18 protein-coding genes are annotated in these 26,364 nt (G+C 65.9%); 9 read left to right on the top strand and 9 right to left on the bottom strand.

From position 1 onward, the window contains the following. Window positions 1–350 precede the first annotated feature (350 nt). Window positions 351–3,158 carry a TonB-dependent receptor gene (locus tag V3B30_RS09380; RefSeq protein ID WP_100473498.1) on the top strand — a complete coding sequence of 936 codons (2,808 nt, stop codon included), beginning with the start codon at window positions 351–353 and terminating at the stop codon, window positions 3,156–3,158. 121 nt (window positions 3,159–3,279) lie between these two features. Here the strand turns inward: V3B30_RS09380 and V3B30_RS09385 are convergent, their stop codons facing one another. Continuing rightward, on the bottom strand, window positions 3,280–6,396 hold the full coding sequence (locus V3B30_RS09385) for a TonB-dependent receptor (RefSeq protein WP_262082803.1): 3,117 nt from the start codon (window positions 6,394–6,396) through the stop codon (window positions 3,280–3,282). 560 nt (window positions 6,397–6,956) lie between these two features. Here V3B30_RS09385 and V3B30_RS09390 point away from each other — a divergent pair. From V3B30_RS09390 to V3B30_RS09405, 4 genes are all read left to right on the top strand, one after another. After that, the gene (locus V3B30_RS09390) at window positions 6,957–9,059 is read left to right on the top strand and encodes a M13-type metalloendopeptidase (RefSeq protein ID WP_100475227.1); all 2,103 of its coding nucleotides are present in this window, start codon (window positions 6,957–6,959) and stop codon (window positions 9,057–9,059) included. A gap of 220 nt (window positions 9,060–9,279) precedes the next feature. Further along, window positions 9,280–11,286, top strand: a complete 2,007-nt coding sequence (locus tag V3B30_RS09395; protein ID WP_262082804.1) for a M13 family metallopeptidase — start codon at window positions 9,280–9,282, stop codon at window positions 11,284–11,286. Between the two features lie 124 nt (window positions 11,287–11,410). Continuing rightward, complete coding sequence (locus V3B30_RS09400; RefSeq protein WP_262082805.1) at window positions 11,411–11,905, top strand: VOC family protein; 495 nt, start codon at window positions 11,411–11,413, stop codon at window positions 11,903–11,905. 77 nt (window positions 11,906–11,982) lie between these two features. Beyond that, window positions 11,983–13,566, top strand: a complete 1,584-nt coding sequence (locus V3B30_RS09405; protein WP_262082806.1) for an NAD(P)/FAD-dependent oxidoreductase — start codon at window positions 11,983–11,985, stop codon at window positions 13,564–13,566. 104 nt (window positions 13,567–13,670) lie between these two features. Here V3B30_RS09405 and V3B30_RS09410 read toward each other — a convergent pair whose 3' ends face one another. The 7 genes from V3B30_RS09410 to V3B30_RS09440 all read right to left on the bottom strand — a co-directional run bounded on the left by V3B30_RS09410 (window position 13,671) and on the right by V3B30_RS09440 (window position 20,289). After that, window positions 13,671–14,345 (bottom strand): rhomboid family intramembrane serine protease, encoded by a 675-nt coding sequence (locus tag V3B30_RS09410; RefSeq protein WP_005410509.1) that lies wholly within the window; start codon window positions 14,343–14,345, stop codon window positions 13,671–13,673. A gap of 93 nt (window positions 14,346–14,438) precedes the next feature. After that, window positions 14,439–14,777, bottom strand: a complete 339-nt coding sequence (locus V3B30_RS09415; protein ID WP_262082815.1) for an MGMT family protein — start codon at window positions 14,775–14,777, stop codon at window positions 14,439–14,441. Next, the gene (locus V3B30_RS09420; protein ID WP_262082807.1) at window positions 14,774–15,694 is read right to left on the bottom strand and encodes a DMT family transporter; all 921 of its coding nucleotides are present in this window, start codon (window positions 15,692–15,694) and stop codon (window positions 14,774–14,776) included. Before V3B30_RS09420 ends, V3B30_RS09415 begins: the two co-directional genes overlap by 4 nt. Window positions 15,695–15,853: 159 nt before the next feature. Then, a complete protein-coding gene (gene gorA / locus V3B30_RS09425) occupies window positions 15,854–17,212 on the bottom strand; it encodes a glutathione-disulfide reductase (RefSeq protein ID WP_262082808.1) in 1,359 nt (452 codons plus the stop codon). Beyond that, the gene (locus tag V3B30_RS09430) at window positions 17,209–18,459 is read right to left on the bottom strand and encodes an FAD-dependent oxidoreductase (RefSeq protein WP_262082809.1); all 1,251 of its coding nucleotides are present in this window, start codon (window positions 18,457–18,459) and stop codon (window positions 17,209–17,211) included. Before V3B30_RS09430 ends, gorA begins: the two co-directional genes overlap by 4 nt. A 3-nt stretch (window positions 18,460–18,462) precedes the next feature. After that, on the bottom strand, window positions 18,463–19,707 hold the full coding sequence (locus V3B30_RS09435) for a DUF418 domain-containing protein (RefSeq protein WP_262082810.1): 1,245 nt from the start codon (window positions 19,705–19,707) through the stop codon (window positions 18,463–18,465). Between the two features lie 99 nt (window positions 19,708–19,806). Further along, on the bottom strand, window positions 19,807–20,289 hold the full coding sequence (locus V3B30_RS09440; protein ID WP_014647924.1) for a peptidylprolyl isomerase: 483 nt from the start codon (window positions 20,287–20,289) through the stop codon (window positions 19,807–19,809). Between the two features lie 111 nt (window positions 20,290–20,400). Between V3B30_RS09440 and V3B30_RS09445 the strand changes: the two genes are divergently transcribed. After that, window positions 20,401–20,940 (top strand): C40 family peptidase, encoded by a 540-nt coding sequence (locus V3B30_RS09445; protein WP_262082811.1) that lies wholly within the window; start codon window positions 20,401–20,403, stop codon window positions 20,938–20,940. A 197-nt stretch (window positions 20,941–21,137) separates the two neighbouring features. Then, complete coding sequence (locus V3B30_RS09450) at window positions 21,138–21,845, top strand: C40 family peptidase (protein WP_262082816.1); 708 nt, start codon at window positions 21,138–21,140, stop codon at window positions 21,843–21,845. A gap of 311 nt (window positions 21,846–22,156) precedes the next feature. On the opposite strand, the gene V3B30_RS09455 is transcribed toward V3B30_RS09450, so the two are convergent. Further along, window positions 22,157–23,491 carry a dicarboxylate/amino acid:cation symporter gene (locus V3B30_RS09455; protein WP_100473506.1) on the bottom strand — a complete coding sequence of 445 codons (1,335 nt, stop codon included), beginning with the start codon at window positions 23,489–23,491 and terminating at the stop codon, window positions 22,157–22,159. A 154-nt stretch (window positions 23,492–23,645) separates the two neighbouring features. Between V3B30_RS09455 and V3B30_RS09460 the strand changes: the two genes are divergently transcribed. Further along, window positions 23,646–25,358, top strand: a complete 1,713-nt coding sequence (locus tag V3B30_RS09460; protein WP_262082812.1) for an alkaline phosphatase — start codon at window positions 23,646–23,648, stop codon at window positions 25,356–25,358. Next, entirely contained in the window at window positions 25,355–25,900 is a 546-nt protein-coding gene (locus V3B30_RS09465) for a WG repeat-containing protein (RefSeq protein WP_262082813.1), read from the top strand. Before V3B30_RS09460 ends, V3B30_RS09465 begins: the two co-directional genes overlap by 4 nt. The last annotated feature ends 464 nt before the right edge of the window (window positions 25,901–26,364 follow it).

The raw sequence follows: 26,364 nt of genomic DNA on the forward strand, positions 1-26,364 counted from the left end.
TTTTTGGGGCTGAACCCTCTCCTGCCTGACCACAGAAATGTGAACCGCAACACACAAACAGCGACGTTCAGGGGAGTACTCACGCATCGCAATGCGTTGATTCCAAACACAAAATTTCAGAGCTGACACGCTGCCTTGCATGTCGCCACCTTTTGAAACATACCAAAACAAATGGCCTTATCCATTGATTCAAAAGCGTTTTCTTGTCTTCCAGGAGCATCGTGATGTGACAGCCCTGTGTTGACGGCGTTAACAACGTGTTACGGTCGACCTGAACGGAATCACACTGAACGAATTGTTAATGCGCAAGGACTGCGCCGCCAAGACATTGCTCACTACGGGGATCCACCATGTCTCGCCAACGTTCCACGCTCTCGCGCCACCCTCTGACCCTCGCCCTGATGGGCACCCTGCTGGCCTCCGGAACCGCCCTGGCCCAGGACGGCAACGCGCCGACCCAGCTTGACCGTGTGACCGTCACCGGATCGCTGATCCCGCAGACCGAGATCGAGAACCACACGCCCGTCCTGACTGTCACCGCCGAGGATATCCAGACCCGCGGTTTCACCAGCGTCGCCGATGTCCTGCAGCAGTCCTCGCTGTCCACCGGCGGCCTGCAGGGCGGCCAGACCTCCGCATCCTTCACCCAGGGCGCCGAAGCGGCCGGCATGTTCGGCCTCAGCCCGGGCTACACCAAGTACCTGATCAACGGCCGGCCGATGCTCTCGTATCCGGCGCTGTACAACGGCGGCGATACCTTCAACAACATCAGCGGCATCCCGATCGACATCGTCGAACGCATCGAGATCCTGCCGGGCGGCCAGTCCTCGCTGTACGGCTCGGACGCGATCGCCGGCGTGGTCAACATCATCCTCAAGGAGCGCATGGATGGTGGCGTGCTCAATGTGCGTGGCGGCGCCTACAGCGAAGGGGGCGGCAACAGCTTCCGCCTCAGCGGTGCACGCGGCTTCAACTCCAAGGATGACCGCTTCCATGCACTGGTCAACGTGCAGTATGAAAAGACCAGCCCGATCTGGGGTTACCAGCGTGACCTGACCAAGGTCAACAACCCCGACGGCTACAGCCCGCAGTATGTCTCCAATGATTTCCTGGTGCTGCTGCCGGCCGCCAACAACCGCTACGCGATGATGGACCCGAACCTCTGCGCCAACGTGGCCGGCCAGTTCGACGGCACCACCGTGCTCGGCACCCGGCCGACCGGCCAGGCCTGCGGTTCGGTCTATGGCACCGGCTACAAGACCATCAAGAACGGCAAGGAAAGCGGGCAGATCTACAGCTCGGCCACGTTCGACGTGAACGACAACTTCCAGCTGTTCGGCGATGCGCTGTACAGCCTGGAAGAGGTCAAGTACGCAACCGGTTCCGGCTACACCTGGTGGGGCACCTCCTCGGGATGGGGCCGTTTCTATGACCAGACCAGCGGCCAGTACATGAACCTGCAGCGCGTGTTCGCGCCGGAGGACATCGGTGGCGGTGGTTACCGCGACATCATGAACACCGACCGCAACAAGGCCTACCAGGTCACCCTGGGCGGCCGCGGCACCGCCGGCAACTGGGACTACAGCCTCAGCTTCACCCGCGGCGAGTACAAGCTGACCGAACGCAACTTCGTACGCTGGAACGACCCGATCAACGATTACTTCGAGCAGCGCGTGCTGGGCCCGGTGCTGGGCACCACCAGCACCGGCTACGACATCTACAGCCCGAACTGGGAAGCGTTCTACGCGCCGCTGCCCGCCGGTGACTTCCAGAGCTTCACCGGCTACAGCTACAGCGAAAGCCGCACCTGGCAGAACCTGGCCCGCGCCCAGGTCACCAATGGCTCGCTGTTCAAGCTGCCCGGTGGCGATGCTGGCTTCGCCGTGGTTGTCGAAGGTGGCAGCGAAGGCTGGGATTACACGCCCGACCCGGGCCTGATGGACGGCAGCGTGTGGGGCACCACCGCCGTATCCGGTGCCGGCCATCGCAGCAACTACGCGGTGACTACCGAACTGCGCATGCCGCTGCTGGAGACGCTGACCGTCACCGGCTCCGGCCGCTATGACGCCTTCAAGATCGGCAGCAACACCGTAGACAAGGCCACCTACAGCGTCGGCATCGAGTTCCGTCCGATCGACAGCCTGCTGTTCCGCGGCAAGTACGGCACCGCCTTCCGCGCGCCGACCCTGTCCGACGCCTTCCAGGGCCGCAGCGGTTACTACGCCAACGGCTCCACCGACTACTACCGTTGCGGCCAGCTGGGCTACGACCCGGCCAACACCACCGGCTGCCCATACGACAGCGTCTCGGTGTTCGGCACCCGCTCGGGCAACCCGGACCTGGAGCCGATCACCGCCGACGTCTGGAATGCGGGCGTCGTCTGGGCACCGATCAACAACCTGTCGCTGTCGGTCGACTACTACAACTGGAAGATCAAGAACGAGGTCGATACGCTCAGCTCCGACCAGCTGCTGCTGGCCGAGTACTACTGCCGCAACGGCCAGTCCAACAACACCTCGGCCAGCTGCCAGAACGTCAATGACTGGATCACCCGTGATGGATCGGGCGTGCTCGACGAGATCTACACGCCGAAGATGAACGTCGCCCGCCAGAACCTGGAAGCGCTGACCGCCAGCTTCAAGTACGTGCAGGACATCGGCCGCTTCGGCTCGCTGCAGTTCTCGGCCAACTACACCGACATGCTCAAGCGCAAGCTGCAGCCGCAGCCGGGCGACGAGTACCTGGACCTGCTGCGCGACCCGTATGCGATGTGGGTGTACGACTCGTACGCCAAGGTGCGCGCGGACGGTTCGATCGGCTGGGCCAAGGACAACTGGACCACCACCCTGTATGCCAACTACATCGGCAAGACGCCGAATTACATGGCTTACGTGGGCAACGGCTATGACTACGTCCACAGCTCCGGCTACAAGGCTGGCAAGTGGGGTTCCTATACCACTTACAACCTGAGCGTGAACTACCGCGCGATGGAAAACCTGACCCTGTCGCTGATGGTCAACAATGTGTTCAACAAGATGCCGGACAACCAGCGCTACAGCTTCGCCGGCACCAGCGGCCAGCCGTACAACAACTACCTGTACAACGCCTACGGGCGCGCGATCTACGTGCAGGCCAAGTACGCGTTCGGCGTGAAGTAATCCCGCAACAGCAGCAACGAAAAAGCCCCGCCATGGCGGGGCTTTTTCGTGTCCGGCATGACCTTTCGGAAAAACAGGCCCGGGCAAAGCCGGGCCTGCCTTCTTCCTCCGGCCCTTCCGCTCAGCGGAAGCTGTAGCGCAGGCTGGCCATGTAGCGACGGCCCAGCGCGTCCAGCACGTACGGGAACGGCCCGATGTCGTCGGACAGGTTCAGCACCGACAGGTTCACCCGTGCATTGTCGGTCAGGCGGTAGCTGACATTGGCATCCCAGGTCGTCCAGCTGTCACGCTTGAAGTACTGCCGGCTTTCCGGGGTTGCGGTCAGGCTGAACTGCGAGCCGCTGGTGTAGTTGGACGTCACGCCATAGCTCCACTTGCCGATGGCATGCTGCGCCGTCCAGCGGAACTGGCGCTTGGGCTCGTCGAATGTTCCCACGCGCTCCACGAACGGCACATCCGTGTTCGCGGCCTGGCCACGATTCTTCGGCATGTAGCCGTAGAAGCCCAGTGCGACCTGGCCGAATCGGCCCATATCCCAGTTGTAATCCACCTCGGCCGTCCAGCCGCGGAACATCAGCACCGGGCCATTGCCGTACTCGGTGCGAATGTCGGTAGCTGCACCACTCAGCGGATTGCGCGTCACCAGGCTGCAGAAGCGGTTGGCATTGGGCACGTCGGACGCATTGAAGTCCGGGTTGTCGAAGCAGCCCGTGATGATGTCGGTCGGGCTGAGGCTGGTGATCACATCGGTGATCTTGATGTCATACCAGTCGGCGGCAACCCGCAGCCCCTTCGCCCAGTCCGGTGCGAACACGATGCCCGCCGTCCAGGACTTGGCCTTCTCGTTCTTCAGCCCGGTATAGCCGTTGACCGAGCCGAGGGTGTTGGTCGGCGATGCCTGGAACGTTGCCGGATCCGCACCCGGGTAAGCCTGGAAGAAGGCCTCGCAGTTGCGGCGGCGGATCGCCGGATTGGTGCCGCCGTTGATGGCCGACACGGAGCAGACTTCCGGGATGTTGTAGTACGCCGGCTGCAGCGAGGTATAGAGCTCGGCAATCGACGGGGCACGCAGCGACTGGGTCTTGCTGCCGCGCAGCTGGATTCCCGCGAACGGCTCGTACTGGATGCCATAGGTGTACGCATTGAAGCCACCGGCCACCGAGTTGACCACCCGGCGCCCCTTCAGGGTCACGTCCAGGCGATGCAGGCCCGGCAGATCCCAGTCAGGGTTGAACAGCGGCGCCAGGAACTCGGCAAAGATTTCATTGGTGTGATAGTCGCCCTTGGCGCCCTGGATCGGCACCGAACGGCCCTGCCCCAGCCGCTGGTATTCGCTCGGGGTGAACGAACCTTCTTCGCGCCGATGCTCCACGCCTGCGGCGAAGGAGAACTCGCCGCCCGGCAGGTCGAACAGTCCGCCGGTCACCGATGCGTTGAACACGGTCTGGCGCGTCCGCGCCTTGGCCAGGGTCGGCGTCGACACATAGGCCAGTGCTTCCGGCGATGCCTGGTTCTCACCGAACAGGTTGAGCGGGCGGCAGTTCGGATCCGCGGTCGTGCCGGGGGCGGACGCATCACAGACGATGTTGCCGCTGGCATCGCGCTTCACGTTGAGCGCATTGATGAAGTTCTGCTGGATCAGGCCGGTCCCCTTGTAGTCGAAGTCGCCCCGACCGTGGGTCACACTGGTTTCCCAGTTGAAACGGCGCTCGCCGATATCGAAGAAGCCGTCCAGGCCAAGCACGATGCGGCTCAAACGCGTATCGGTGCTGGCGTTGTTCATGCTCAGGTCGCGCGAGGAACGCGACAGGCGGAACGAGGTGATGCCGTTCTCGGCCAGGATACGGCGCGACTCCGCACTGAGGAACGGATTGTTCGCGCTGAACAGCATCGCACCACTCTGGTCACCACTGCCATCTGGGTTGGCAGCACCAAAGCCGGCGGCGTTGTACACGTTCTGGTCCAACGTTTCTCGCGCGGTGGCGCTGTAGTGCGACAGTTCGAAGAAGCCACGCACGTTGTCGTTGAAGTCGAAGCTGCCGGTCGAATAGACCGTCCGGCGTTCGAGGTCGGCGATCAGCGGCAGGGTTTCGTTGAGGTTGAGGCCATCGCCACCGGACGCATTGCCGCTGGGATAGGAAATGCCTGGATCGTAGGCAACCAGATCGCCCTTGTTGTTGAAGTGCCAGAGCTTGTTGTTCGGGCCGAAGCCGTTCAATTCACCCGTGGCATTGCGCTGGTAGTTGCGCCGTACCTGGATATCCGACGGCATGATCAGGCCACCGAAGGTCATGCTGGAAATGCGCCGGTTGCGGATCCAGACCTGGTCGGCGATGCCGTCAGCCGGCCCGGTGTTGAACGGGATGCTCGGATCGGTGCGGCCGTCATTGCCCGGGGTACGCCACGACTGGAAGCGCGCCACGTTTGCGGCGGTCGGATTGGTCTGCAGGCTGTAGCCGTTGCGGTAGAAATCGCGCTGGAGCGCGTTCACGCCATCACTGTTGTCCAGTTCGGCAGCAATGGTGAAATGGCCGCGGCCATCGGCGAAACCGCTGCCGAAGATGGCAGACCATGAGTAACGGTCATTGTCGTTCTTGGTGGTCCTGCCAAAGCCGATCTCAACCTCGGCGCCTTCAAACTTGTCGCGCAGGATGATGTTGTTCACGCCGGAAATGGCGTCCGAACCATAGGTGGGTGCGCCACCGATGCTCAGGCTTTCCACGCGCTCGACCATCACGGTCGGAATCGCGTTCATGTCGACCTGGATGCCCGAGCCGCCGCCTGCACCGAACACGGTTGGCGGTGCGGAGGTCACGAAGCGACGGCCGTTGACCAGGGTCAGCAGGCGGTTGCTGCCCAGGCCGAAACGGCTGGCGAAGTTCACGCCCGCGCCGAAGCCAGCCTGGTCACCACGCGAGGAGACGCCGGCCGAAACGCCGGGGATCTTGGTCAACGCATCGATCAGGTTGGTATGCCCGTACGCCTCGATGTCCTGGCGGGACACCACGGCGGCAGGTTCCAGCGTGTCATAGCCAGCACGGTAGATGTGCGAGCCCGTCACCGTGATGCGGTCCAGCTGGGTGGCCGTGGCTTCATTGGAAGCCTTCTTCGCGCTCTCGGCAGTCTCCTTTGCAACGTCCCCCTCCTGCGCGAAGGCAGGCAGGGCGACGGCAAGCAGGAGGGCCGAACTGAGCGCGAGGCTCAACGGATTGCGGGGTAGTGGGCGAGTCTTCTCCATGTCTCTCTCTCTGAAAAGTGAAGGCATAAAAAGCTCTGCATCGGCAAGGCAGAGGCAAAGATGGCCAGCAACCGTTCACGTGCCGATAACGGAATTCATACACATAACGACACAAAACAGCAACATTCAGCAAAAGTTCAATGTGACATGACACTTCACGAAACAGAGCATATGGATGGGAATCCCGTACCGGCACCCAGAACATTAATCTTTCAAATCATGGGCTTGAAAAAACTCCCCCTGTCCCGCAGCCGCCGCTATGCAGCAGGGGAACTGCCTTGGACATATCCTGTCGCGGCGCGACTCCAGCGCCTGCGCCCTCGGCACTCGCGAACGAATGTTCATGCTGAATTCACCAGGACGAGTTGACGCCGCCAGTGTCCGCTCAGCCCACGCGGAGCGTGGTGGGAGCCTTCCGCAACGCCTTTCTGGCGTCGGCGCGCCGCTTGCACAGGGACATGACCTTCGACACCCTTGCAGGTCCGGCCGGCGGCGTATCGTTCGGCCCACGGCCGCACCTGCGGCCACTCCCTGACTCACTCGGCCTGGAGGCCATTCAAGTGACCCGTACTCCCAAGATCGTGCTGCTGACCCTGGCCGTTTCGGCCGCGCTGGTTGGCTGCGGCAAGACTGAAACCCCGGCCAAGGACGCCACCGCCTCCGCCCCGGCCACCGCCGAAGCCACCACCTATAAGCTGGACGAGAGCAAGCTGCCGGCCTACAACGCCTTCCAGCCGAGCGACCTGGACACCACCAAGGACGCCTGCACCGCCTTCGGCGACTACGTCAACAGCAAGTGGCTGGCCGCCAATGAAATCCCGGGCGACCGCACCAGCTGGGGCGCGTTCACCATCCTCGACGAGCGCTCGGTGGCCGTGCAGCACCAGCTGGCCGAACAGGTCGCGCAGGTCAAGACCCCGAACCACATCGAGAAGATCGTCGGCGACCTGTGGGCCACCGGCATGGACGAAGCCAAGATCAATGCCCAGGGCATCGAGCCGCTGAAGGCCGACCTGGCTGCGATCGACGGCCTGCAGGACAAGGCGTCCATCGCAAACTACCTGCGCAGCAGCGCCGCCAAGGGTGACAACATCCTGTTCGGCTTCGGCGCCGAAGCGGACTTCAAGAACTCCGCCATGAACATGGCCTATGCCAGCCAGGGGGGCCTGGGCCTGCCGGATACCACCTACTACACCGATGCCAAGAACGCCGACAAGCTGAAGGCGTACCAGGCGCACGTCGCCAAGGTGCTCGAGCTGTCCGGCGTGGCCGCGGCCGATGCGGCCAAGCAGGCCGAGGACGTGGTCAAGTTCGAAACCCGCCTGGCCAAGGCCTCCAAGTCGCGCGTGGAGCTGTCGCGCAACGTCGAGCTGTACTACAACCCGGTCACCCTGGCCGACGCCGACAAGCTGACCCCGAACTTCAGCTGGACCGAGTTCTTCAAGTCGCAGGGCGTGACTGCACCGGAGAAATTCTCGCTGGCCATGCCGGCGTTCCATGAGGAAGTGAGCAAGGCGCTGGGCGACACCGACCCGTCGGTGTGGCGCGCCTACCTGCGCTTCCACACCGTGGACAGCGCTTCGCCGTACCTGGCTGACGCCTTCGTGCAGGAGAACTACGAGTTCTACGGCAAGACCCTCAACGGCCAGAAGGAGCAGAAGCCGCGCTGGAAGCGCGTGCTGGGCACCATCGAAAACGATGCCGGTGAAGCCTTCGGCCAGCTGTACGTGAAGGTTGCCTTCTCGCCGGAAGCCAAGGCGAAGATGGAAGAACTGGTGAAGAACCTGGCCGCCTCGCTGAAGGACCGCATCCAGGGCCTGAGCTGGATGAGCGAGGAAACCAAGGCCAAGGCCATCGCCAAGTGGGAAACCTTCACCCCGAAGATCGGTTACCCCGACAAGTGGCGTGACTGGTCGGGCCTGCAGACCCAGCGCGACAGCTACCTGGGCAACGTGCGCGCGGCCAACGAGTTCAACTACAAGTTCAACCTGTCCAAGATCGGCAAGCCGGTGGACAAGACCGAGTGGGGCATGACCCCGCAGACCGTCAACGCCTACTACAACCCGCTGCAGAACGAGATCGTGTTCCCGGCCGCCATCCTGCAGCCGCCGTTCTTCGATCCCAAGGCCGACGACGCGCTGAACTACGGCGGCATCGGTGCGGTGATCGGCCATGAAATGACCCACGGTTACGACGACCAGGGCGCGCGCTTCGGGCCGACCGGCAACATGGAAGACTGGTGGACCCCGGCCGACAAGAAGAACTTCGAAGGCCTCACCGGCAAGCTGGTCAAGCAGTTCGACCAGTACAAGGTCGACGGCCAGGCAGTGAACGGCCACCTGACCCTGGGCGAGAACATCGCCGACCTCGGCGGCCTGGCCACTGCCTACGACGCCCTGCAGAAGGCCAGCGCCGGCAAGGAAGATGCGAAGGTCGATGGCTTCACCCGCGACCAGCGCTTCTTCTTCAACTGGGCCACCGTGTGGCGCACCAAGTACACCCCGGAAAACGCCAAGGTCCGACTGGCCACCGACCCGCATGCCCCGGCGCAGTTCCGCGCCATGGGTGCGCCGTCGAACCTGCCGACCTTCGCCGCTGCATTCCAGTGCAAGGCCGGTTCGCCGATGGCCCGCGCCGGCGAGCAGCAGGTGGTGATCTGGTAAGCCACGGCTGACGCTGCGGCATTCCTGCAAAGGCCCGGGAATTCCCGGGCCTTTGTTTTGGCGGCGCCTGTCATCCAGGCATGGTGTGGACCTACTGACCCGGACGCTCTCCGGTAGCTGCCGACCTTGGTCGGCGAAAGCGCCCTGATGCGTGCATCCCGCGTCGATGCGCGGCTTGCTATAGTGCGCGCGCCCTCAATCCATCACGGATTCGTTCCACATGCCCAACTTCCGTCCGCTTGCCATCGCCCTGGGCATCAGCCTGGCGACCCTGGTCCCGACCCACGATGCGTTCGCCGCCAAGAAGAAGGCCGCACGCGCTCCGGCTGTCAGCGCCCAGTGCAGCGACTTCTACGACGCCACCAACGCAGGCTGGCTGAAGGCCAACCCGGTGCCGCAGACCGGCGCCGCCACCGCGCTGGGCCAGCTGGTCGACCGCAGCCGCCAGCAGCAGCGTGAACTGCTCGACGCCGCGATGAAGTCGCCGCAGGGCAACGTGCAGAAGCTGCTGGGCGACTTCTGGGCCAGTGGCCTGGACGAAGCCGCCGTGGAAGCGGACGGTTCCAACCCGATCGCCCCGCTGCTGACCCGCATCAATGCCATCAAGAAGGCCAAGGATGTGCCGGCTTCGATCGCCGCGCTGCACCAGGTCGGCATCCCGGTGGCGTTCAACTTCGGCCCTGACGTCGATCTGAAGGCGCTGGACCGCCACATCGGCTACTTCATGCAGGGTGGCATGGGCCTGCCGGACCCGGCGTTCTATACCCGCACCGACGCCGATACCGTGGCGCTGATGGGTCGCTACCGCAACTACGTCAAGCAGATCCTGGCGCTGACCGGCACCCCGGCGGCCAAGCTGGATGCCGAATCGCAGTCGGTGATCGCGCTGGAGACCGAGCTGGCGCGCAATGCGCAGTCGCTGGCCGGCATCAACAACCCGTTCAACAACTACGCGCCGATCTCCACCAAGGAGCTCAACAGCCGCTACCGCAACCTGCAGCTGGACGCATTCCTGAAGGCACAGGGCGTGGACGACGACCTGGTCTCGCTGGCCGACCCGGCGCTGTTCAAGCAGCTCGATGGCATGGTCACCAAGCTCAAGCCGGACCAGTGGAAGGCCTACCTGCGCTGGCGCGTGGGCGACGCGATGGCGCCGTACCTGTCCAAGGCCTATCGCGACGCCGAGTTCGAATTCCGTGGCCGCGTGCTGCGCGGCGAAACCCTGCCGCCGCAGCGCTGGGAAGACGTGCTGGAGGCAATCAACGTGGCCGCCGGCCCGATGGTCGGTCGCGAATACGCGGCCCGCTACCTGTCCGCCGAAGATCGTCGCCAAGCGGCGTGGATCGTCGACAAGGTGCGCGAAGTGCAGATCGAGGCAGTCAAGAACAGCAGCTGGATGAGTGCCGAAGCCAAGACCGAAGCGCAGGCCAAGCTGGCGGCGCTGAAGATCGAGATCGGCACCCCGCTGCGCGATCTCGACTACAGCGTGCAGCCGATGGGCCGCGGCTCGTTCGGCGGCAACATGCTGATTGCTTCGACCTGGCGCCATCGCGAGGAAATGAAGCGCATCGGCAAGGGCAACGCCGACCGGCGCTGGGACGTGCTGCCGCAGCAGCCCTCGCTGGCCTACGACCTGGCCCAGAACCGCATGATCGTCACCGCCGCGATCCTGCAGGGCCCGGTGTTCAACGCCAAGGCCGACGCCGCCGACAAGTTCGGCAGCTTCGGTGGCCTGGTCGGCCACGAGCTGACCCGTGCCATTGATGCCAAGGGTGCGCTGGTCGACGCCAAGGGCGAGCTGCGCAGCTGGTGGACCCCGGCCGACAAGACCGCCTGGACTCTGCTGGGTACCCGCGTGGCTGCGCAGTACGGCAGCTACGAGTTCCCCGGCGTGAAGGGTGCCAAGGTCAACGGCACGCTTACCCAGGAAGAGAACCTGGCCGACATCGCCGGCCTGGAGCTGGCCTGGGCGGCCTACACCGCGCAGGAGCCGAAGGCCAAGCCGGCTCAGCAGCAGGGCTTCTTCCGCGCGTGGGCCGCACTGTGGCCGCAGCAGCTCTCGCCGAACGAAGCCGCACGCCGGCTGACCGCCGACATCCGTGCCCCGGGTCGCTGGCGCACCAACGGCCCGCTGTCGAACCTGCCGGCCTTCGGCGCCAGCTTCAGCTGCAAGCCGGGCCAGCCGATGCAGCGCACCGATGCCGAGCAGATCAAGGTCTGGCGCTGAGCCACCCGCGGTACCGGTAACGCAGAGGGCGCCTTCGGGCGCCCTTTTTTTGCGGGTGCAGCACGATCCCGGGTTAACACCGGGCGTGCTATCGCTGCGGCTTCGTCCATCGCGGAGCCCCGACATGGCACACAAGAACACGATCTGTATCTGGTACGACGACGGCGCGCTTGAGGCCGCCACCTTCTACGCCAGTATCCTGCCCGACAGCGCGGTGACCGCCGTGCATCACGCCCCCGGTGACTATCCGGACGGCAAGGAAGGCAACGTACTGACGGTCGAGTTCACGGTCTGTGGTATTCCCTGCGTCGGGCTCAACGGCGGCACCGCGTTCAAGCACAGCGAAGCGTTCTCCTTCCAGATCCAGACCGAGGACCAGGCTGAAACCGACCGCCTGTGGGACACGATCGTCGGCAACGGCGGACAGGAGAGCCAATGCGGCTGGTGCAAGGACCGCTGGGGCATCTCCTGGCAGATCAGCCCCCGCATGCTGATCGAAGCGGTGACCAGCAAGGACAAGGCCCTGGCCAAGCGCGCCTTCAACGCGATGATGCCGATGAAGAAGATCGACATCGCCACCATCGAAGCGGCAATCAAAAAAGGGGACGGAGGGGATTAAGTCGTTTCTCCCCCCCCCCCTGCGCGCAGATGCAGATTGCGACTTAATCCCCTCCGTCCCCTTTTTGCGAGGTGCTGATGACCTGGGATGCGATCATCGTTGGCGGTGGCCACAACGGCCTGGTCTGCGCGGCCTATCTGGCGCGCGCCGGAAAGAAGGTACTGGTGCTGGAACGTCGTGGCGTTCTCGGCGGTGCCGCGGTCACCGAGGAATTCCATCCCGGTTTCCGCAACTCGGTGGCGTCGTACACGGTGTCATTGCTGCAGCCGAAGGTGATCGACGACCTGCAGCTGCATGCGCATGGGCTGCGCATCGTTGCGCGTCCGGCCAACAACTTCCTGCCGTTGCCGGACGGCCGTTACCTGTTGTCCGCGCCAGGCCGCACCCAGGCCGAAGTGGCGAAGTTCTCCGAGCGGGATGCGCAGCGCTTGCCCGCGTACGAGGCACGCCTGGAGATCTTCGCCGACGTGCTGCGCGCATGGGCCCTGCGCACACCGCCGGACCTGGGGACAGCAGGCGGTTGGCGTGCCCTGCCCGCCCTCTGGCAGATGGGCCGTCTCGGTCGTGAACTGGCGACGCTGGACGCCTCGCTGCGGCAGGAACTGCTGGATCTGTTCACGCTGTCGGCGGCGGAGTACCTGGACCGCTGGTTCGAGAGCGAGCCGATCAAGGCGCTGTTCGGCTTCGACGGCATCGTCGGCAACTACGCAAGCCCGTATACACCGGGCAGTGCCTATGTACTGCTGCACCACGTATTCGGCCAGTGCAATGGCGTGAAAGGTGCCTGGGGCCACGCGATCGGCGGCATGGGCGCGATCAGCCAGGCGATTGCTGCCTCGGCACGCGAGGCCGGTGCGGACCTGCGCGTGGAGGCCGGTGTGCAGCGCGTGCGGATCGAGCAGGGTCGCGCAGTGGGCGTGGAACTGGCCAACGGCGAAATCCTGCGCGCACACGCGGTGATCGCCAACGTCAATCCGAAGCTGCTGTACGAGCAGTTGCTGGAACCGGCACATGTGCCCAACGCGACGCGCGAACGCATGGCGAACTGGCGCTGCGGTTCCGGTACGTTCCGGATGAACGTGGCGCTGTCCAGGCTGCCGGATTTCAGTGCCCTGCCCGGCCCCGGCGATCACCTCAGCGCCGGCATCATCATGGCGCCCAGCCTGGACTACATGGACCGCGCCTGGCTGGATGCACGCCGCGACGGCTGGTCACGCGAACCGATCGTGGAAATGCTGATCCCCAGCACGCTGGATGATTCGCTGGCGCCGCCCGGGCAGCATGTGGCCAGCCTGTTCTGCCAGCACGTGGCACCAGTGTTGCCTGATGGCCGTCATTGGGATGATCACCGGGAGACCGTAGCCGACGTGATGATTGCCACCGTCGAACGGCATGCGCCCGGCTTCACCGCCAGCGTGCTCGGTCGGCAGGTGCTGTCGCCGCTGGATCTGGAGCGCACCTTCGGCCTGGTCGGCGGTGACATCTTCCACGGCGCACTGAGTGCCAACCAACTGTTCTCGGCACGGCCGATGGTCGGCCAGGCCGGCTATCGCGGCGCCCTGCCCGGCTTGTACCTGTGCGGCTCGGGCACCCATCCCGGCGGTGGTGTCACCGGTGCGCCGGGGCACAATGCCGCGCAGGTGGTGTTGCAGTATCTGTAGAGGTGTGCCGACCAACAGTCGGCACCTACCGCGTCAAATGATCCCATTCAAAGCGTGCCAACCAAGGTTGGCACCTACCCGCGTGAAGCGTGGCGCATAGCGCCTCACTTCACGCTGCGCAGATGGTTCGGGCGTTTCGGTGGGCCGGGCGGGCGACGCTTGTTGAACGGCGGCTGCCCGCGCCAGTAGCGGATCAGCAACCAGCCGAACAGCATGCCGCCGAGGTGCGCGAAGTGGGCCACGCCCGGCTGCCAGCCGGTCATGCCCAGCACCAGCTCGCCCACACCGAACAGGATCACGAAGGTACGCGCCTTCATCGGGATCGGCGGGAACAGCAGCATCACCCGCTGGTTGGGGAACAGCATGCCGTAGGCCAGCAGCAGGCCGAACACACCGCCGGAAGCGCCCAGCACCGTCGCCGGATTTTCCAGCAGCGTACCCACCAGCAGCTGGCAGACACCGGCACCGGCCACGCACACCAGGTAGTACAGCAGGAAGCGCTTTTCGCCCCAGGTCTGCTCCAGCGGCGCGCCGAACATGAAGACCGCCAGCATGTTGAAGAACAGGTGGCCGAAGCTGCCATGCAGGAAACCATAGGTCAGCAGCTGCCATGGCTGGAAGTTGCCGCCCGGCGAGAATGCGTCGAAGCCCTGCTGCAGCGGTTGCAGCATGAACGGCTCGAAGGTCTGCATGCCAAGCAGGAACGGCTGCTGCAGCAGGAACAGGATCGCGTTGGCGATCAGCAGGGCCTTGGTGACGGTTGGCAGTCGCGGGAACATGGGAGCACCGGCATGGAACGGCCTCCATCATAGCCGCAGCACTGTGTCTTGTTGGCGCCCCGCAGGTCTGGCCTGTTCAGTCGCCAGCGGTGCTCAGCCCGGGCCCCACACGGCCGCATCCAGCACCGCCGCAGGATCGGTCACTGCCATCCGCACCCGGCCATTCTCCACCCGCACGCCCTCGGCACGCAGCCGCTGCGATTGTTCGCGCCAGCCGGCCGACCCTTCTTCCATGGCGATGCGCCCATCCGAACGCAGCACGCGGTGCCAGGGCAGGTCCGGGTCGTCGTTCTGGCCCAGGATGCGTGCGGCCAGGCGTGCACGCCCGGGCAGGCCGGCGCGCATTGCCACCTGGCCGTAACCCATCACCTGCCCCGCCGGAATCGCGCGGATCACTGCCAGGATGCGCGCACGCGCCTGCTCCGGCGTCAGCGCCGCAGCCGGGTTACCAGCAGAACGCCGATCAGTACCAGCACGGTGCCGGCGATCTGTGCCGGCCCCATCGGTTCGTCGAGCAGCCATAGGCTCATCACGATGGTGGAAACAGGGCCCAGCATACCGACCTGCGCGGCCAGCGACGAACCCACGCGCTGCACCGCCAGCATGATCGCCAGCACCGGCAGCACGGTGCACACAGTGGCGTTGACCAGCGACAGCCACTGCACCGGCGCCGGTGCCTGCCACAGCAACCGCAGCGGATGGGTCACCGCAAAGTGCAGCAGCACCAGCACGCTGGCCACGCAGCTGGCGTAGGCGGTCAGCCGCACCGCACCGATGCGCGCGACCACCTGTCCACTGCCGAACAGGTACAGCGCATAGCTGAGCGCACTGCCCAGCACCAGCAGGCTGCCGACGATGATCTGTCCACCCTCGCGCTGCAGGTCGTGGCCGAAGGCCAGCAGCACGCCCAGGTAGCTCAGCACCAGCGCGCCGATCTGCCATCGGCCCGGTCGCTGGCGCGCCAGCAGCACGTTGATCAGCAGTACCAGGGTCGGGTTCAAGTACAGGATCAACCGTTCCAGGGTCACGCTGATGTACTGCAGCCCCTGGAAGTCGAGCAGGCTGGACAGGTAATAGCCGGTGAAGCCCAGCCACAGCACGCGGGCGCGGTCGGCCCATGACAGTGGTTCGGCCCGGCGCGCGGCCCACATGGCCATCAACGCGAATAGGGGCAGCGCCATCAGCATGCGCAGCGCCAGCAGCGTGGTGGCATCCACGCCGTGGCGCAGGCCGAGCTTGACGATGATCGCCTTGCCGGACGCGGCGATGGCGCCGATCGCGGCCAGGCCGATCCCCCCCAGCGCGATGCGAGGGGAGGCGGTAGCGATACGGGAAGCGGTGTTGGACATCAGGACGACGGCGGGCCGCGCGGAGCGGCCCGGGAAGGCGTGGGGGCGCTCATTGTCGCATGGGGGCGCCCGGTGCCCAGTAGTGCGGAGCCTACGCTCGGCTTCGCCATGCCTGAGCGAAATGCGGCCGAGCATGGCTCGGCCCTGCAACGGCCCGGCTCAGCGCATCAGCACCACTTCTTCGGCCGAGGTCGGGTGGATCGCCACGGTGTCGTCGAACTGGGCCTTGGTCGCCCCCATCTTCACCGCCACCGCGAAGCCCTGCAGGATCTCGTCGGCCGCTTCGCCCAGCAGATGAATACCCACCACCCGTTCGTCCGGGCCGGCACAGACCATCTTGAACAGGCTGCGCTGGGTACCGTTGGCCAACGCCTGCAGCATCGGGCGGAAACGGCTGTGGTACACGCTCACCTGATCGAAGCGCGCGCGCGCTTCCTCCTCGCTCATGCCCACCGCACCCAGCGGCGGGTGCGAGAACACCACGCTGGCCACGTTCTCGTAATCCATCTTCGACTGTGGGCGGCCACCGAACAGACGGTCCATCAGCCGTCGCGATGCGGCCACCGCCACCGGGGTCAAGCCGACCTTGCCAGCAATGTCACCCACCGCGTGCACGCTCGGCACGCAGGTGGTCTGCCACTCGTCCACCTGCACCTGCTGGTGTTCGCCAATGCCGATGCCGAGCGCCTCCAGGCCCAGGTCACGGCTGTTGCCGCGGCGGCCGGTGGCAAAGAACACCGCGTCGAACACGCTGTCGAGCGGGCCATCATGGCCGAATGCACGTACGCGCTCGCCATCGCGCTGCAGTTCGCGCAAGCGATAGCCGAAATGGATGCGCACGCCCTGCTGCTTCAGGTTCTCGGCCAGCTGATCGGTCAGCTCATAATCGAAACGATCCAGCAGCCGCTGGCCACGTACCAGCAGGCTCACCTTGCTGCCCAGCGCCTGCAGCAATCCGGCCAGTTCCACCGCGATGTAACCACCGCCAATGATCGCGACCTCGGCCGGCGCCGCACGCAGATCGAAGAAATCGTCGGAGACCAGGCCCAGTTCCGCGCCGGGGATATCCGGACGCAGCGGGTGCGCGCCGGTCGCGATCAGGATGTGCTCGGCGCTGTAGCGCACGCCATCGCTGCAGGCCACGGTGTGCGCATCAAGCAGATGGCCGCGTGCCGGAATGCGCACCACGCCGGTTTCGTCCAGGCGCTTGTGGTAGCTGGTATGGATGTTGCTGATGTAGGCCTGGCGATGGATCACCAGTTCCTTCCATGAAAGCGCCGGGCGCGCTTCAACATCGAAACCCATCGCGCTGGCCAGGCCGATGCGCTCATGCAGGTCGGCCGCCAGCCACATCGCCTTCTTCGGCACGCAGCCAACATTGACGCAGGTCCCGCCCAGTTCTCCGGGCTCCAGCAGTGCCACGCGCTTGCCATGCTGCGCGGCGCGGATCGCACCGGCCAGCCCGGCGGAGCCGCCGCCAAGGACGATCAGGTCGTAATCATAGGGTGCAGTGCTCATCGGAATCGCTCGGGTCGGTAAGGGGCAGGATCGATCGCTGGCGTGCGGCCGCAGACGAGATCGGCGATCAGCTGGCCGGTGCCGGCGCTCATGCTGATGCCGAGCATGCCATGCCCCGCTGCAAGCCAGACGTGAGGATGCGCGGGCGCGCGGCCGATCAACGGCACGTCGTCCACGCTCATGGGGCGCCACCCGCACCACTGCTCCTGCAGCTGCGCACCGCGCGGCGCGCGCAGGTAGTGGTCGGCGGCCTGCTGCAGGGCCTGCAGGCGGCGCGTGCGCAGCTGCGGGTCGGCGCCGGCGAACTCCATGGTGCCGCCCAGGCGCAGCGCGTCGCGCCAAGCAATCACGAACACGGAATGGTCCTTCAACACGACCGGACGCTGCGGCACCTGCGCCGGTCGCGACCAGGTCAGCGAATAGCCCTTGCCGGGCTGGATCGGCACGCGCAGGTCCAGTTGACGTGCCCAGTCGCGCGACCACGGGCCGGTGGCCAGCACCAGCTCACGCGCCCGCACGGTCTGCTGGCCGGCCTGCACGCGTACGCCCTGCGCATCGTCACTGAATCCCTGCACGTCCACCTGTTCGTCGATCACCACGCCCTGCGCGCGCAGCACGCGCGCCAGTTCAGCGGTGTAACGGTCCGGACGCAGCTGCGCATCGCCGGGAAAGTGGATCGCACCGGCAAGGCGATCATGGAACGCTGGATTGTCGCGCGCATAGTCGCCGCCACCGACGCAGGCGGTGACGATGCCCAGCGCGTTCAGTGCCTCGCACTCGGCCGCATGAAGATCGAAGTTGCGGGCATCACCAAACACATAGTCCAGCCCGCGCGCAGCGAATTCGCAGTCCAGCGCATGTATATGCACCCACTGGGCCAGACGCTGCCGCGAATCATCCAACAATGCGCCGCGTGCCCGCGTGGCGTGCAGCCAGTCGCGCGCATTGCAACGCGCCCCGAACTGCAGCAACCAACGCCACAATGTCGGATCCATGCGCGTACGCACATACAACGGCGCACGCGGATCGAGCATCCAGCGCAGCGCACGCAGTGGCACGCCGGGTGCCGCGAGCGGTGGCGCATGGCTGGGGGTGATGGTGCCGCAGTTGCCATGCGACGTCGCGCCGCCGACGCGCCCCCGGTCGATCACGCGCACCTGCCGCCCCTGTGCGCGCAACGCGAGCGCAGCGGCCAGTCCAATGGCACCGGCGCCGACCACGATCACATCCTCGTGTGCGCCCTGCATCGATCAGCCCTGCCCGGCACCGCGCCGCATCGGTGGCCACTGCCGATAGGTCATCGCACGCCATACCCACTCCATCGGGCCGAAGCGGAAATGACGCAGCCACAGGTGCGAGATGACCACCTGCACGGCAAACAGCAGCAGCGCGAACAGCAGCTGCACGCCACGTGGCATCATCTCGAACCTGCCCAGGCCATAGTGGTAGAAGATCCAGGTACACAGCAGCGACTGGCCAAGATAGTGGGTCAACGCCATGCGCCCCACCGGCGCCAGCCACGCAAGCCGCGTGCGCCAGTGCACGATCCACGCCAGATAGCCCAGGCACATCGGCAGCCCGCCAACCGTGAGCAGGGCCATCGCCGCCGTCACCGGCAGGTTGTATTCGCCTGGTGCCAGGTAGGGTTTCCATGCAACCCCGATCATCGTGACCAGCAGGCCCAGCGGCAATGCAATCCAGCGCAGCGACGCGTACAGGCGCGGGAAGCGCTCCGGCGCCGTCAGCGCGCCACTGCCGGCGAACCAGCTGCCGATCAGGAACATGCCCAGCACTTCCGGGCCGGTGATCAGCAGCGCACCCATTGAGGTACCGAACTCGCTCAGGCGCTGCACATTGGCCTGCGCCCAGCTGCCCTGCCCGTACACCTGCCGCTGCAGGTCGATGCTCTGCTGCGCCTGGGCAAGCATGCCCTGCACCTCTTCGGCTGAAGCCATCGACACCATCGCGCCCACCAGCAGCATCATCGCGACACCGCCGAGGTAGACGGTCATGCCCATCCACGGCAGCCAACTGCGCGGCGCCTCGCGGCAGGCCAGCAGCGGCAGCGAGATCAGCGCATACATCACCAGGATGTCGCCGGACCAGACCAGCAGTGCATGGCACAGGCCGATCAGCAGCAGGCCGGCGCTGCGGCGCAGGTAGAACGGGGTGAAGTCTCGCCCGGCCACCTCGGCGCGTTGCGCCATCACCGCAAAGCCGGCGCCGAACAACAGCGAGAACAGGGTGAAGAACTTGCCCTGCACGAACACGTAGACGAAGGCGTCGGCCCAGTAATCGATGCCCCGCCAGTGCACGTCAATGCCGGTGAAGGCCAGATCCAGCGGGCCGCTGAAGGCCTCGATGTTCATCAGCAGGATGCCCAGCAACGCGGCACCGCGCAGCACGTCCAGCACGGCGATGCGTTCGCCGGAAGCCACCGGCTGCAGGGAAGGAAAAGCGGCGTTCACGGGGCATCCGTCAGGCAGGTCCGCCATTATGCCGCCGGCCCACGCACCATGGATGCCAGCGCCGTGTTCCACATGCGCAACGGCCCGCCGAAGCGGGCCGTTGCTGCCATCACGATCGCGCTGCGATCAGTGCTGGTGACCGCCGTCGCCATGGACGTGGCCGTGGTCCAGCTCTTCCTTGCCGGCTTCGCGCACATCGACGATTTCGACGTCGAAGTGCAGGTCCTTGCCGGCCATCGGATGGTTCAGGTCAACGTCGACGACGCTCATGCCGACCTTCTGCACGGTCACCGCACGCGGGCCGAAGTTGGTCTGCAGCACGACCTGCTGGCCCGGAGCCAGCTTGGTGTTGCCGAAGTGCTTCTTCGGCACGCGCTGGGACAGGCCTTCACGACGCTCGCCGTAGGCATCGGCCGCCTTGACGTCGACGTTGAAGGTCGCGCCGGCTTCCTTGTCCATCATGGCGTTTTCCAGGCCCGGGATGATGTTGCCGTGGCCGATCAGGATCGCCAGCGGCTCGCCGCGGTCCTTGGACGATTCGATCGGCTCCTGGCCGACTTCGGAAACGGTGTAGTGGAAGCGGACAACGCGGTCTTTTTCGATCTTCATGCGCAACTCTGTCTGGATCTGCCGGAGGCAGGCGGGTTGGGGCGGGTTGTCGCCCGACGGGGACGCCGCCATCATGACGGCCAATCCAAGGTGGCGCATTATCCGGAGATCATGCACATCACGCCAGTTTCGTCCGGCCTGCGCCGGCTCCTCGCCCCGGCCCTGCTGCTGGCCCTGCCCCTGTTGATGACCGCCTGTGGCGGTGGCAAGGCCACCCGCCCGGCGCCGCCCCCGCCCACGGCGAACTGGCCAAAGACCGTGCCGGACAACCCCGAGGCTGCCAACTCGGTGCTGATGCGCGCCATCAGCCTGGTCGGCACGCCCTACCGCTATGGCGGCAATACCCCGGATTCGGGCTTCGACTGCAGCGGCCTGGTCGCCTATGTCTACCGCGAGATGCTGGACCTGCGGCTGCCTCGCACCTCGCGCGACCTGGCGGCGGTACAGGGCCCGAAGATCGACCCGCAGCGCCTGGCCACCGGCGACCTGGTGTTCTTCGGCAGCCGCGGCAGCGTCACCCATGTCGGCATCTATGTAGGTGAAGGTCGTTTCGTGCACGCGCCGAGCACCGGCGGCACCGTGCGCCTGGACTCGCTCAGCGGCCCCTACTGGAAGGACCACTACACCGGCGCGAAACGTGTCCTTCGCTAAAATGAACAGGCGATATGTTCAAAACTGTGACACACATCACCATGGAACTAACGGTTTACTAACGGAATTTTTAACTTATTGCCGCTTTTACAGGGCATGATGCCCCATCGTTTTTTTCCTGTGACCGACGCGTGACGACTGACGACCTGAAAAGCGAAGGCCAGACTTCCGTATCTTCACGTAGTGCCCGCCCGCTGTTGCTTGGCCTGGCACTGTGCCTGACCAGCCTTCCGGCCTGGTCGCAGACCGCTCCGAACCGCTCCGATGTGACCCCGGCCCCGGTGGCCGAGAGCACCGCTCGACCGGCCGCCAAGGCCGAGGCGGCCGCTCCGCAGCGCAGCCGCGTCGATGCCGCCGCCAGTGCCACGCTGGCCGCCCTGCTGCCGCATCTGGCCGCCAATGACACCATTCCGCTGATGGACCGCTCGGCCGTGGTAGCCGGGGACCTCAGCCGCCTGCTCGCCAACTACGACACCAGCAGCGCCGCCAATGGCAGCGTTGTCGGCACCGCAGCCGACAATGGCAAGGTGCAGTCGCTGCTGCGCCGCGCGATGACCCTGCTGGGCACCCCGTACCGTTGGGGCGGCAGCAATCCGGACAGCGGTTTCGACTGCAGCGGCCTGGTCGGCTACGTGTTCCGTTCGGCCCTGGGCATCGAGCTGCCGCGCGTCTCGCGCGAGATGGCCCACGACGACAACGCCGAACTGATCAACGACCGCGCCGCGCTGGCGGCGGGTGATCTGGTGTTCTTCGGCCGCAAGGGCCGCGTCGACCACGTCGGCATCTATGTCGGTGACGGCCGCTTCCTGCACGCACCGAGCTCGGGCAAGGACGTCCGCGTGGACACGCTCCTCAGTGGCTACTGGGGCAACAAGTTCATGCAGGCCCGACGGGTCGATCTCTGATCTGTGACCGGTTGGCGCTGCCGCGCCGCCTGACACGAGAAAGCCGCTGCCCTGCAGCGGCTTTTTTGTTGGGCCCGCAATGACAGATGGGCGCCGGTCGGCCCCGGTGGGTGCCGACCTTGGTCGGCACTGCCCTCATCCACACACGGCGTGGATCCACCGACCTCTGGTGGGTGCCGACCGTTGGTCGGCACTGCCGCCATCCACGCATGACGTGGATCTACCAGGTGCCCGCCTCGGCCGACACCGCGCAAGCCACCTCCCAGACAAAAGGCCTGCCGGTCAGGGCGGGCCTTCATCTCCACGCAACCTCAGCGGCGTGGCGGTGTTGGGTCCGGATCGTCCACTCCCACGTTGCTGGACGGGTTGTCATACACCGCCTGGTCGAGCAGCCCGGTTTCCTTGGCCACGATTACCGGCACCAGCATCTGGCCCGTCACATTGGTCATCGTACGCATCATGTCCAGGATGCGGTCGATGGCATACAGGTAGCCGATGGTCTCCAGCGGCAGGTTGGCCGCGCTCAGCACCACCGTGGCCATGATCACCGCGGTACCCGGCACGCCGGCCGTACCGAAGCTGCCCAGCACCGAAGCGATCAGCACCACCACGTACTGCTCCGGGGTCAGCGGCACACCGCTGTACTGCGCGATGAACACCGCGCACAGCGCCGGGTAGATCGCACCGCAGCCATCCATCTTGATGCTGGCGCCCAGCGGCACCGCGAACGAACCGTAGTCCTTGTTCACGCCCAGGTTGTGGGTGATCGAACGCAGCGCCACTGGCATCGCGGCGAAGCTGGACGAGCTGACGAAGGCGACCTGCATGCCCGGCGCCGCGCCACGGAAGAACTTCAGCGGGTTCAGGCCGTGCGCCAGCAGCAGTGCGCTGTAGACCACCACGATGTGCAAGGCGCAGGCCACGTACAGCGCCAGTACGAAATGGCCCAGCGGCAGCAGCTTTTCGAACCCGTAGCTGCCGACCAGGCCGGCGATCAGGCCGAAGGTCCCGATCGGGGTGACTTCCAGCACGAAGCGGGTCACCTGGATCATGATGTCGCTCATCTGGCCGACCAGCTTGCGCGCCTCGGTCACCTTCTCGCCCAGCTTGACGATGGCAAAGCCCACCAGGCCGGCGAAGAAGATCACCGGCAGGATCGAGCCGCGACCGGCAGCCAACACGGTTTCACCGGCCGCATTGACCTTGGTGCCGATGCCGGACAGCGCATAGAACACATTGGCTGGCACCACGTCCAACAGCACCTGCACCACGCTGGGCACTTCCCGCGGCACGTAGTTGCTGGCCATGGTCAGCTGCAGGCCTCCGGCGCCAGGCTGCAGCACGGTACCCACGCCCAGGCCGACGCACACCGCCAACGCAGCGGTGATCACGAACCACAGGAAGGTACGGCCACTGAGCGCGGCGACCGACTTCTGTCCGTGCAGCGACGAGATCGCGTTGATGACCGCGAAGAACACCAGCGGCACGGCGATCATCTTGATCAGGGTGACGTACAGTTCACCGAGCGGGCCGAACCACGTTTCCGCGGCCGGGCCGAACGCCCAGCCGGCCAGCGCGCCGAGCACGAAGCCGCCGACCACGCGCTGCCAGAATGGAATCCGCAGCCAGGCAGAGACCAGCTTCATAGGCAATCCAGAGGGGAAGGAAGGGATGCTGGCACGATAGCCCATGGCGGCCCGCAGAACGACCGCCCGGCCGGCAAATCAGTGTGTCATCGGCGTGCCTTGCAGGGGCGGGCATAATGAACGTCCCGTTACAGTTTGTGAGATCCCAGCGTCCATGCGCCGTTCCGTCTCCCTGTTGGCCGCCTGCGCCACCACCCTGCTGCTCGGCGCCTGCGCCAGCGCCAGTACCACCTCCGCCTCTGCCCCGGCCGGCCTGAAGGTCGCCGTCGATCCCGTCGCCCATCCGGCCGGCGAGACCCCGCAGTGGTGGTACCGCAGCGGCGCCGCCCAGGCCGCCGCCAACGGCGCGATGTCCGGCAAGGCCAAGAACGTCATCCTGTTCCTCGGCGACGGCATGAGCCTGACCACCGTGGCGGCCTCGCGCATCTACGAAGGCCAGCAGAAGGGCGGCTCGGGTGAAGAGAACCTGCTGTCGTGGGAGCGCTTCCCGGCCACGGCGTTCAGCAAGACCTACAACACCGATTCGCAGACCCCGGATTCGGCCGGCACCATGACCGCCATCACCACCGGCGTGAAGACCCACATGGGTGCGATCGGCGTCAGCGCCGGCAGCCGCACCGACTGCGCCGACAGCCTGTCCAAGGGCCTGCTGACCTGGCTGCAGCTGGCCGACAGCGCCGGCCTGGCCACCGGCGTGGTGTCCACCGCACGCCTGACCCATGCCACCCCGGCCGCCACCTACGCGCACTCGCCCGAGCGCAACTGGGAAAACGATACCGACCTGACTGAAGCGGCCAAGGCGGCCGGCTGCAAGGACATCGCCCAGCAGCTGCTGTCGACCTCGCGCTATGGCCGCGGCCCGCTGGTCGCCCTCGGCGGCGGCCGCGGTGAATTCACCACGGTGGAAGAGCGCGACCCGGAATACGACGACAAGGTCGGCCAGCGCCTGGACGGCCGCAGCCTGGTGCAGGAATGGCAGCAGGCGCATCCGCAGGGTGCCTACGTGTGGAACAGCACGCAGCTGGCGGCGGCCACCAACGCGCCGGCCATCCTCGGCCTGTTTGAACCGGACCACATGCGCTACGAGTACGAGCGCCCGCAGGATCCGGGTGGTGAGCCAAGCCTGGCCGAACTGACTGCCGCAGCCATCAGGAATCTGTCCAGGCACAAGGAAGGCTACGTGCTGATGATCGAAGGCGCGCGCATCGACCATGCCAACCACAGCGGCAACGCCTACCGTGCGCTGACCGAGACCGTGGCCCTGTCCGATGCGGTGCGCGTGGCCAACGAGCTGACCTCGGCCGACGACACCCTGATCATCGTCACCGCCGACCACTCGCACACGCTGAACTTCGTCGGCTACCCGGCACGCGGCAACCCGATCCTGGGCAAGGTCAAGGACAAGGGCGGGGAAGATGGCGCCGGCAAGCTGGACTACGCGCTGGACGGCAGCGGCCAGCCTTACACCACGCTGAGCTACGCCAATGGCCCGGGCCATACCGGCAGCAGCAACCAGCAGCCGGCCGGCCCGAAGCGCTACCCGCACAACCCGAGCAGCTTCGAACCGGCCAACGGCCGCCCGAACCTGCGCGAGGTCGACACCGAGCATCCGGACTACATGCAGGAAGCACTGGTGCCGATGAAGTCCGAGTCGCACGGCGGCGAAGACGTCGGCATCTGGGCGCGCGGCCCGGGCAGCAAGGCGATCCGCGGCACGCTGGAACAGAACGCGATCTACCACATGATCGTGCAGGCCACCCCGGCCCTGCGCGAGCGCCTGTGCCAGGCCGGCACCTGCAATGACAAGGGCGTGCCGGTGCAGCTGCCGGCACCGACGGCCTTCGAACGCAAGGCCGAGGCCAAGTGATCGCACGGCAGGCCCGCCCTGCCCCCGCCAGCGGCCGCCTTGCGTGGTCGCTGGCAGTGCTTGGCGTACTGATCAGTACCCGTGCAGCGGCGCAGGCACCGGCGTGCAAGCTGCTGACCGACGAACACGGACTGTGGCCGCTGCCCAACTGCGAGGTGATCGATCACCGGCCGAAGATCAGTGCCGACACGCTGAAGGACCTGAACTACGACGACCACGGCCTGGCCGTGGTGTATGCAGGGCAGGGCTTCCACTATGTCGACCGCAAGGGCCGCAGCCTGCCGGTACTGACCTGGGACAACGGTCCGGAAACACCGCAGGAAGGCCTGCTGCGCGCCCGCGTCGGCAACCGCGTCGGCTACTTCGACCTGAAGTTCCGCCAGGTGGTGCCCGGCACCTTCGATTTCGGCTGGCCGTTCCAGGATGGCGTGGCCGAGGTCTGCAACGGTTGCCGTCGCGGTACGCCGGATGCCGATGGCCACACGCCGATGGAAGGCGGAGAGCGGTTCCGGATCGACCGCTCGGGCCGTCGGGTGAAGTAGGTTTTTCGGCAGGGCTGCGCCCTGCACCTGCCGAAGCCAAATCAAGATCAAAAGCGGCTCTGGTTTTCTGTGAGTTGGGCGGGGGGGGGGGGGGGGGGGGGGGGGGGGGGGGGGGGGGGGGGGGGCGGGGGGGGGGGGGCCGCCCCCCCCGCGCCCCCCCCCCCCCCCCCCCCCCCCCCGCCCCACCTCCGACAGATCTCCGGTGACGGTTGGACCATCCACGCTTTGCGTGGATGAAATCTGTCAGATATCGAAATAAATCGGGGTCAGATCCGTTTTCCGCAGGAAAACGGATCTGACCCCCTCGGCAACCCCTTCGGCATGTCCAACAGACCGCAGGAAACTGTCGAAGGCGGGGGGGGGGGGGGGGGGGGGGGGGGGGGGGGGGGGGGGGGGGGGGGGGGGGGGGGCGGGGGGGGGCTGGGGGGGGGGGGCGGGCCCCCCCCCCCCCCCCCCCCCACCCC

This window comes from Stenotrophomonas sp. SMYL41 (genome assembly GCF_036319965.1).
In the GTDB taxonomy this organism is placed as follows: Bacteria; Pseudomonadota; Gammaproteobacteria; order Xanthomonadales; family Xanthomonadaceae; genus Stenotrophomonas; species Stenotrophomonas maltophilia_R.